This is a genomic window from Mesorhizobium sp. M8A.F.Ca.ET.021.01.1.1 (assembly GCF_003998025.1).
Lineage (GTDB): Bacteria > Pseudomonadota > Alphaproteobacteria > Rhizobiales > Rhizobiaceae > Mesorhizobium.
This window is the reverse complement of sequence record NZ_RZSJ01000245.1, coordinates 1-8392: the sequence shown is the minus strand read 5'-3', so window position 1 is coordinate 8392 and position 8392 is coordinate 1. Positions and strand designations below refer to the sequence as shown.

Annotated in this window: 7 protein-coding genes; 6 read left to right on the top strand and 1 reads right to left on the bottom strand. The window is 63.3% G+C overall.

Going from position 1 to position 8392, the window contains the following annotated elements; genetic code table 11:
- The 5 genes from EOA36_RS19260 to EOA36_RS19240 form a co-directional block, all read left to right on the top strand.
- A partial coding sequence (locus EOA36_RS19260; protein WP_127278979.1) for a fumarylacetoacetate hydrolase family protein occupies positions 1-846 on the top strand: 846 nt, incomplete at its 5' end.
- Between the two features lie 293 nt (positions 847-1139).
- Positions 1140-2075: a substrate-binding domain-containing protein gene (locus tag EOA36_RS19255; RefSeq protein WP_127278978.1), complete on the top strand. Its 936-nt coding sequence runs from the start codon at positions 1140-1142 to the stop codon at positions 2073-2075.
- A gap of 116 nt (positions 2076-2191) precedes the next feature.
- A complete protein-coding gene (locus EOA36_RS19250; RefSeq protein WP_127278977.1) occupies positions 2192-3178 on the top strand; it encodes an ABC transporter permease in 987 nt (328 codons plus the stop codon).
- 3 nt (positions 3179-3181) lie between these two features.
- A complete protein-coding gene (locus EOA36_RS19245) occupies positions 3182-3973 on the top strand; it encodes an ATP-binding cassette domain-containing protein (protein WP_127278976.1) in 792 nt (263 codons plus the stop codon).
- Positions 3974-4000: 27 nt separating this feature from the next.
- A complete protein-coding gene (locus EOA36_RS19240; protein ID WP_127278975.1) occupies positions 4001-5023 on the top strand; it encodes a LacI family DNA-binding transcriptional regulator in 1023 nt (340 codons plus the stop codon).
- A 302-nt stretch (positions 5024-5325) separates the two neighbouring features.
- Here EOA36_RS19240 and EOA36_RS19235 read toward each other — a convergent pair whose 3' ends face one another.
- Positions 5326-5916: a TetR/AcrR family transcriptional regulator gene (locus EOA36_RS19235; protein WP_127278974.1), complete on the bottom strand. Its 591-nt coding sequence runs from the start codon at positions 5914-5916 to the stop codon at positions 5326-5328.
- A 491-nt stretch (positions 5917-6407) separates the two neighbouring features.
- Here EOA36_RS19235 and EOA36_RS19225 point away from each other — a divergent pair.
- Positions 6408-8392, top strand: a 1985-nt coding sequence (locus EOA36_RS19225) for an efflux RND transporter permease subunit (RefSeq protein WP_145969219.1), incomplete at its 3' end; no start/stop codon positions are given.

The following is an 8392-nucleotide window of genomic DNA, read 5'->3' as shown; positions in this document are numbered from 1 at the left end:
TTCGTAGTCAGCCTGCTCGAACGGGTGATCGAGGAACAGGCCCGCGGCTCGGCGGAAAAGGCCGACGCCATACGCGCCGACATTGCCGGCCTGATCGGCCACGACCTTTCCAAGCTCAAGCCCGGTTCGCCCGAGGCGATGGAGATCAAAGCCAAGCTGATTTCGCGCGGCGCGTGGTCGCAATATCTGGAAGTGGGCATCGGCCCGGATGCCGAGATCTTCACCAAGTGCCAGCCCATGGCCTCGGTCGGCTTCGGCGCCGATGTCGGCCTCCACCCGGTGTCGACCTGGAACAATCCGGAGCCGGAGATCGCCATGATCGCCGCCTCGAGCAGCAGGATCGTCGGCGCCACCATCGGCAACGACGTCAATCTGCGCGACGTCGAAGGGCGCTCGGCGCTGCTGCTCGGCAAGGCCAAGGACAACAACGCCTCGGCTTCGCTTGGCCCCTTCATCCGGCTGTTCGACGACACGTTCTCCATCGCCGAGGTGAAGCAGGCCGTCGTGCGCCTGAAGGTCGAGGGCGAGGACGGATTTTCGCTGGAGGGGGCGAGTTCGATGGCCGAGATCAGCCGCTCGCCGGAGGAACTGGTTGCCGCGGCCATGGGGCCGCACCACCAGTATCCGGACGGGCTGGCGCTGTATCTCGGCACGATGTTCGTGCCATCGAAGGATCGCGGCGAAAAGGGCAAGGGGTTCACGCACAAGGTCGGCGACATCGTCACCATCTCGTCGGAAAAATTCGGCGCGCTGGTCAACCGCGTGCGGCTGTCGCCTGATTGCCCGCACTGGACCTACGGCGCCAGCCATTTGATGCGCGACCTCGCCAAAGCCGGCCTGCTCTAAGTGGTTCTTCAGGGGCTTTCGCCCCAAGTGACCGCCCAAACATGATCGGGACAGTCCGCCGGGCTGCGCCTCGGCGACAATCATCCGACTGCCTGGAAAAAATCATCCCAACTGATGCGATCTGATGGGGTCGTTGATGGCGCCGTGTCAGGCGCCAACTACATCTGCAGATGGAGGCTTGCCATCCGCCGAAAAAGGGAATGCTCTTAGGCATCCGAGCGGCGCTGGCAAAAGACGCAATCCGGCCGAAGCCGGAACAAGGGACGGATCATCTTCAACCGGGAGGAAATCACATGCTGACGAGACTAAGACTTGTGCTCTACGGCCTGCTGGTCGCGCTGACGGTCATTCCGGCAGCCGCGCAGGCCAAGACGTTCTACTGGATCTCACATGGCGGGCCGGCCGACCCGGTCTGGACCTACTTCCTCGCCGGCGCCAAGCAATGGGCCAAGGACACCGGCAACACCGTCAACACCTCTTTCCACAATGGCGACGTCGCCTCGCAGCAGGAAGCGGTCCGCGCCGCCCTCTCCGCCAAGGCCGACGGCATCGTCACCACCAGCCCCGATCCGGGCAGCCTTGTCGAGATCGTCAAGGAAGCGCGCGCGGCCAACGTCCCGATCATCAACTTCAACACGCCCGATCCCAAGGCCAATTTCAACGCCTATGTCGGCGGCGACAACGTCACCTTCGGCAAGCATTGGGCCCAATATCTGGTCGACAAGGGTCTTGTGAAGAAGGGCGACTTCGTCTGGATGCCGGTCGAGATCCCCGGCGCCACCTATGGCGTGCAGGAAGAGGAAGGCATCAAGAGCGTCTTCGGCCCGCTCGGCATCACCTATGAGGTGACCGAAGCGACGCTTGACCAGGCCGAGGTGATCAACCGCATGGTCGACTACCTCACCGCCCACAAGGGCAAGGTCAACGCCATCATCGGCCTGGGCGACCTCGTCACCGGCTCGATCAAGCGCGTGTTCGACCAGGTCGGCGTCAAGCCGGGCGAAATCCCGGTCGTCGGCTGGGGCAACTCGCTCGACACCACCCAGGAAGTGCTGAACGGCTACGTCAATGCCGGCCAGTGGCAGGACCCGCAGGCGACCAGCTACGTCGCGCTGTCGCTCGCCAACATGGCGGCCAGCGGCATTCCCCCGGGCTTCAACGTCATCACCGGCGCGCTCTACGAGAAGGACACCGCGGCGGTCTACGACAAGATCCTGTCCGGCAAATAATCCGCGATCCCTGGCGCCGCGCATCTCGCGCGGCGCCAGCTATCTTCCTGCGCCGCGGCATGTCCACCCGATGCGGTGGAGGTCGCGGCCCGTTCCAACCATGTCGCGGGTTCCCAGTGGAAAATCATTCGCTCATCCAACGCCTGATCGCGCGGCCGGAATTCGGACCCTTCGTTCTGCTCATCGCCGAGATCGCCGTTTTCTGGGGTTTCAACCACGACTTCCTGTCGCCGCAGAACATCTCCAACACGCTGGCCTTCACCGTCGAGCTCGGCCTGATCGCGCTGGCGATGACGCTGTTGATGACGTCGGGCGAATTCGACCTTTCCGTCGGGTCCCTGTTCGGTTTCTCGCCGGTGCTGATGTGGACGCTGTTCAATGCCGGCGTCACCTCGCTGGAGATGGGCTTCGTCGTCGCGCTGGTGGTTGCCGCTTTGATCGGCCTGGTCAATGGCTGGTTCGTCACGCGGCTCAAGATCCCGTCCTTCCTGGTGACGCTCGGCATGCTGCTGGTGGTGCGCGGCAGCGCGCTTTTCATCACCGACGGGTTTCCGCAGCGCACCTGGAGCGCCGAGGGCAGCTGGCTGGCGGAGGCGCTGGTCGGCGATTTCTTCATCGGCCCGTTCCGCATCTACATGTCGCTGTTCTGGTTCATCGCCGCCGCGATCGCCCTCGGCTATGTCCTGACGCAAAGCCGGACCGGCAACTGGATCCAGGCGGCCGGCGGCAATCCCAACGCGGCGCGCGCCCGTGGCGTCAATGTCAACCGCGTCAAGGTCGGCCTGTTCGTGCTGTCTTCGCTGATGGCGTCGCTTGCCGGCGTCATTTCCTCACTGCGCACATCCGCCGCCAACCCCAACAGCGGCAGCGGCTACGAACTGGAGGTGATCGCCATGGTGGTGATCGGCGGCACGGCGCTGACCGGCGGGCGCGGCACCATCATCGGCACCGTGCTCGGCATCCTGATCCTGCGCGTCATGCGCAACGGCATCGTGCTGATCGGCGTGCCCGGGCTTGCCTACAACATCTTCATCGGCGCGATCATCCTTGGCATGATGGCGTTGCATTCGTGGCTGGAACGCCGGCACCAGGCGGGGACTTGAACCATGGCCGAGCCATTGATCCGCATGCAGAACATCCGCAAGTCCTATGGCCGCGTGCAGGCGCTGGTGGACGCCAATTTCCATGTCAACGAGCGTGAGATCGTCGGCCTGCTGGGCGACAATGGCGCCGGCAAATCGACGCTGATCAAGGTTCTCTCCGGCGCGGTGCCGCTGACCAGCGGCGACATCTTCATCCGCGGCAAGAAGGTCACCTTGCGCAGCACCAGCGATGCCATCGCCCACGGCATCGAGACCATTTATCAGGACTCCGCCCTGGTCACGCAACTGTCGATCGCGCGCAACCTGTTCCTGGGACGTGAGCCGATCAAGCCGCCGCGCTTCCTCAACCGCATGGACCAGGAGGCGATGAACACGGTCGCCCGCGATCTGCTCAAACAGGTCGGCATCTCCAAGAACATCCCGCCGACGACGCCGATCGGCTCGCTCTCCGGCGGCGAGCGCCAGGCGGTCGCGATCGCGCGCGCCATGCATTTCGACAGCGACCTGATCATCCTCGACGAGCCGACCAACAATCTCGGCGTCGCCGAAACACAAGGCGTGCTGAGCTTCGTGCGCAACGCGCGTGATTCTGGCCACTCCTGCATCTTCATCGCGCACAACATCCACCATGTCTTCCAGGTGGTCGACCGCATCGTCGTCATGCGCAGGGGCAAGGTGGTCGCCGACGACATCGATCCGAAGACGACGACCGTGACGGAAGTCGAGCGCATCATCACCGGCATGTCGGAAAAGGACATCCGCGACGCCCTCGCCGATGGCAAGCCGGGGCACTGAGGGAGCATCGGCATATAGGGTCGCGGCATGAAGGCCACCGTCTCCGACATCGCCAGGACCTGCGGGCTGTCGACCGCCACGGTCGACAGGGTGCTCAACAATCGGCCCGGAGCGAGTGCCGCCAACCGGCAACGCGTCATGGAGGCCGCCAAGCAGCTCGGCTATCTGCCTATCGCCGACCAGGTGACGCTTCCCTCGAAGCCCGCAAACCTCGAATTCTTCCTGCCGATCGGCAGCAACGCCTTCATGCAGGATCTGGCAAAGCATATCGAGGACTATGCCTCACGCCTGCCGCTGGTGGCATCCTGCCGGATCCACAATCTCGCCGGCATCTCGCCCAATGCCCTGCAGACAGCGGTCGAAAAATTGTCGCTGCGGGCCAATGGCGTCGGTGTCATCGCGGTCGATCATCCCAGGACACGCAACATCCTGCGCGACATCGTCGAGGCCGGCATCCGCCTGGTGACGCTGGTATCCGATATTCCGGCCGCACCGCGCTCGGCTTATGTCGGCATCGACAACCGCATGGCGGGACGGACGGCGGCCCTTTTGATGGGACGCTTCCTCGGCGGACGCGAGGGGCGGCTGGCGATGGTCGTCGGCTCGCGCTCCTATCGCGGCCATGAAGAGCGCGAGATGGGATTCCGCTCGGTGCTCGGCGAGGAATTTCCCAATCTCACCGTCAGCAGCGCCGTCGAGATCAATGACGAACCCGATGCCAGCTATGCGGAAACCATGAAGGCGTTGCGCAACGAACCGGAACTGCTCGGCATCTATTGCGTCGGCGCCGGGCGCTCCGGCATTGCCAAGGCGATCCGGGAAGCCAGGCCCAACCGCAAGCCGGTGTTCATCTGCCACGACCTGACGAGGGAGACGCGCGGCTATCTCGTCGACGACCTCACCGACGTCGTCATCGACCAGAACGCCAGGTTGATCGCGGAGCAGTCGGTCATCCAACTGCTCGGCTCGATCGCCTCATCGGCGCCCTATCTCACACGCAAATTCATCGAGCCGCGACTGATTTTCCGGGAAAACGTGCCGGTGCAGTGAGGCCCACTTTCCCGAATTCGCGCGGCGCCACGGCGAATCTGCACAGCAGCTATGCACAATTCATTGTTGCCGAATCATTGGGCAATTCGTAGTTTCTGGTTGTCGGCCATCTACTCCTCCCAGATGCGATGCCGACGCTGAATGGGGCGCACCTCCTCCCGCGCCACATTCGAAATCGAGCCCGCTGCCACCTCCTCCCGGCAGCGGGCTTTTTTCGTTCCGATCGGCAGCAATCGCGACGCCGCCACGCCACCTCATTCCCGGTCACGGAATCGCATGGATCGTTGGCAGTCCGGCAGGTGTCAGTTTGCTGCAGTTCCCCTGAAGGAAACGATCAGCCCTTCCGCCATACGCACGAACTGCGTGCTGGGGCCTTCGGCGCCGACGGTCTGCACGCTGACACGCGCGCCTTCAAACAGCAGCGACAGCGTATCGGCGAGAAGTTCGGCCTGGCCGATACCGGCATCCCGGCAGAGCCCGACCAGGCGTTCGCGCTGGGCTTCCTTGAGCTCCTTGATCACGCGCCTTGCCGGATGATCAGGTTCGGTCAGTTCGGCGGCGGCATTGGCCATGTCGCAGCCGCGGCCATCGGTGTTGAGCATGGCGGCGGCCTTGCGAACCCAGGCATGAAGCTGGGCGAGTTTGTCGCCCGGATGCTCGGCCTCGAACGTTTCCCACATCGCGCCGGCTTTCAAGGCGTTGGCGCGCAGGCATTCGACGATCAGTTCGTCCTTGGACTCGAAGTGACGATAGAGCGTCATCTTGTTCGTGCCGGCAGCCTCGGTGATGGCGTCGACGCCGACGCCCTTGATGCCGTGCTTATGGAACATGTCACGCGCCGTCTCCAGAATCCGATCCCGGGGACGAGAGCGCTCCACGACGCCGTCTGTCATCATGATCTCCTTTCGTTTCCAAAAAACCCTCGGCCACCTCTTGACTAGGGTGTTACCGGTCTGTAACTTCCAGCATGTTACTTACTGGTAACACCTATAGCGTCCGTCGTCAATAACAAGGTCGTGAACTGGTCCTACCAGATCGAGATGGACGAAAAGATTGCCAATCATGCGGCTTCGGCCGGTGAAGAGATGAAAAACGGTTCGTGAGCATGGGCTGCGAATCGACAGACAAGGAGCCGGCCAATGCCACAGCGCCGCGATCTTACCATAGATGAGGCCGTCCGGGATCCGATGATCCGGCTGGTCATGAAAGCAGATGGGGTCGACCCCCGCGCCTTCGAGAACATGTTGCGCTCGCTTGCCGATGGGCAGCGTCGGGGGGTGCCGTTGCTGCGTTCACGGGAAATGTCCCGTGACGGGCATGGCCAGTTGTCCAGGGTCGCCAACGCCTTCGGGCGGGTAAGAGCGGCTGGAGAGGCGTGCGTGTCGTGGTAAACTTCTTCATCCATCGTCCGATCTTCGCCTCTGCGATCGCCATCATCATGGTGCTCGCCGGGACGATTTGTTATTTCCTGCTGCCCGTCTCGCAGTTTCCCGACATCACGCCGCCGCAGGTCGTGGTCAGTGCCCACTATCCGGGCGCCAGCGCGCAAGTGGTGGCAGACACCGTGACGACGCCGCTGGAGCAGCAGATCAACGGCGTGCAAGGCATGACCTACATGTCGTCGACGAGTTCCAATGACGGCTCGTCGACCATCACCATCACCTTCGATGTCGGCTATTCCTTGAGCACTGCCGCTGTCGACGTCCAGAACCGCGTCTCGCAGGCGGCATCCTCGCTGCCGGCGATCGTCAACCAGGGCGGCGTGACGATCAAGAAGCAGAACCCGAACTTCGTGCTGATCGTCAACCTGACCTCGCCCGACCATTCCGTCGACCCGGTGGCGCTCTCCAACCTGGCCTATCTGCAGGTGGTGGATCCGCTGAAGCGGCTGCCTGGCGTCGGCGACGTGCAGATCTTCGGCGAACGGCGCTATTCGATGCGCGTCTGGCTCGACCCGGACAAGCTCGCCAATCTCGGCATCACCGCGGTCGACGTCCAGAACGCCATCGCCGAACAAAACGTGCAGGTGGCGGCCGGCAAGATCGGCCAATCGCCGGCGCCCGCCGGCACCGCCTTCGAGATGCAGGTCAACGCCGTCGGCCGGTTGAGCGATCCGAAGGAATTCGGCGACATCGTCGTGCGTGCCAACACGGATACGGGTTCGCTGGTGCGGCTGCGCGACGTCGCCCGTATCGAGCTTGGCGCCCTGCAATATTCGTCCTCTGCCTTCTTCGGCAAGGACCCGACAGTGGTGCTCGCCGTCTATCAGATGCCCGGCTCCAACGCGCTCGATCTGCAGCAGCGCGTCAAGGACAAGATGCAGGAACTGTCGGCCCGTTTTCCCAAGGGCGTCGACTATGCGATGCATTACGACACGACGCGCTTCGTCTCGGCCTCGATGCATGACGTGCTGATCACGCTCGGCGAAGCCCTGGTGCTCGTCGTGGCGGTGGTGTTCATCTTCCTGCAGAGCTGGCGCACGACCATCATTCCGACCATCGCCATTCCAGTGTCGCTGGTGGCGACGCTCGTCATCATGGAGATGATGGGTTTCTCGCTCAACATGCTCTCGCTGCTCGGCATGGTGCTGGCGATCGGTCTGGTCGTCGACGACGCCATCGTCGTGGTCGAGAATGTGGAGCGACAGTTGGAAGCCGGGCTGAAACCACTGGCGGCGACAAAAGCCGCCATGGCCGAGGTGACAGGTCCGATCATTGCGACCACCGCCGTGCTCATGGCCGTGTTCGTGCCGGTCGCCTTCATTCCCGGTGTCTCCGGAAAGCTCTACAACCAGTTCGCGCTGACGGTGGCGATCTCCGTCGGTATCTCCGCATTCAACTCGCTGACGCTCAGTCCCGCGCTCAGCGCTGCCTTCCTGCGCCATCGCGGGGAGACGCAATTCTTCCTGTTCCGCTGGTTCAACACAGGCTTCGACAGGCTGTCGCATGCCTATGCCCATGGCGTGCGCATCCTTATCCGGCTGCGCTGGATCATGCTTGGCCTGTTCGCGGCCGGCCTGGTCGCCACCTATTTCGTCTGGCAGAAGCTGCCCTCGACCTTCCTTCCGGTCGAGGACCAGGGCTATTTCTTCGTCGTCATCCAGCTGCCCGACGGCGCTTCGCTGGAGCGCACCGATGCGGTGGCACAGAAGGCGCGCGACATCCTGCAGGCGACTCCCGGCGTCGACATCGTCGGCTCGATCAGCGGCCTGAACTTCCTGACCAGCGCGGCGCAGTCGAATTCGGCCGTCGAGTTCGCCATCCTCAAGCCGTGGGAACAGCGTGGTCCCGACCAGAGCGCCTCCAAGTTGGTCGCCGACGTGCGCATGAAGCTGCTGCAGATCCCGGAGGCCTTCGCGCTCTCCTTCGA

Bases quoted from the DNA above. Each gene is read 5' to 3' on its own strand.
- EOA36_RS19240 (WP_127278975.1), top strand. From the start codon at position 4,001: ATGAAGGCCACCGTCTCCGACATCGCCAGGACCTGCGGGCTGTCGACC.
- EOA36_RS19245 (WP_127278976.1), top strand. From the start codon at position 3,182: ATGGCCGAGCCATTGATCCGCATGCAGAACATCCGCAAGTCCTATGGC.
- EOA36_RS19255 (WP_127278978.1), top strand. From the start codon at position 1,140: ATGCTGACGAGACTAAGACTTGTGCTCTACGGCCTGCTGGTCGCGCTG.
- EOA36_RS19235 (WP_127278974.1), bottom strand. From the start codon at position 5,916: ATGACAGACGGCGTCGTGGAGCGCTCTCGTCCCCGGGATCGGATTCTG.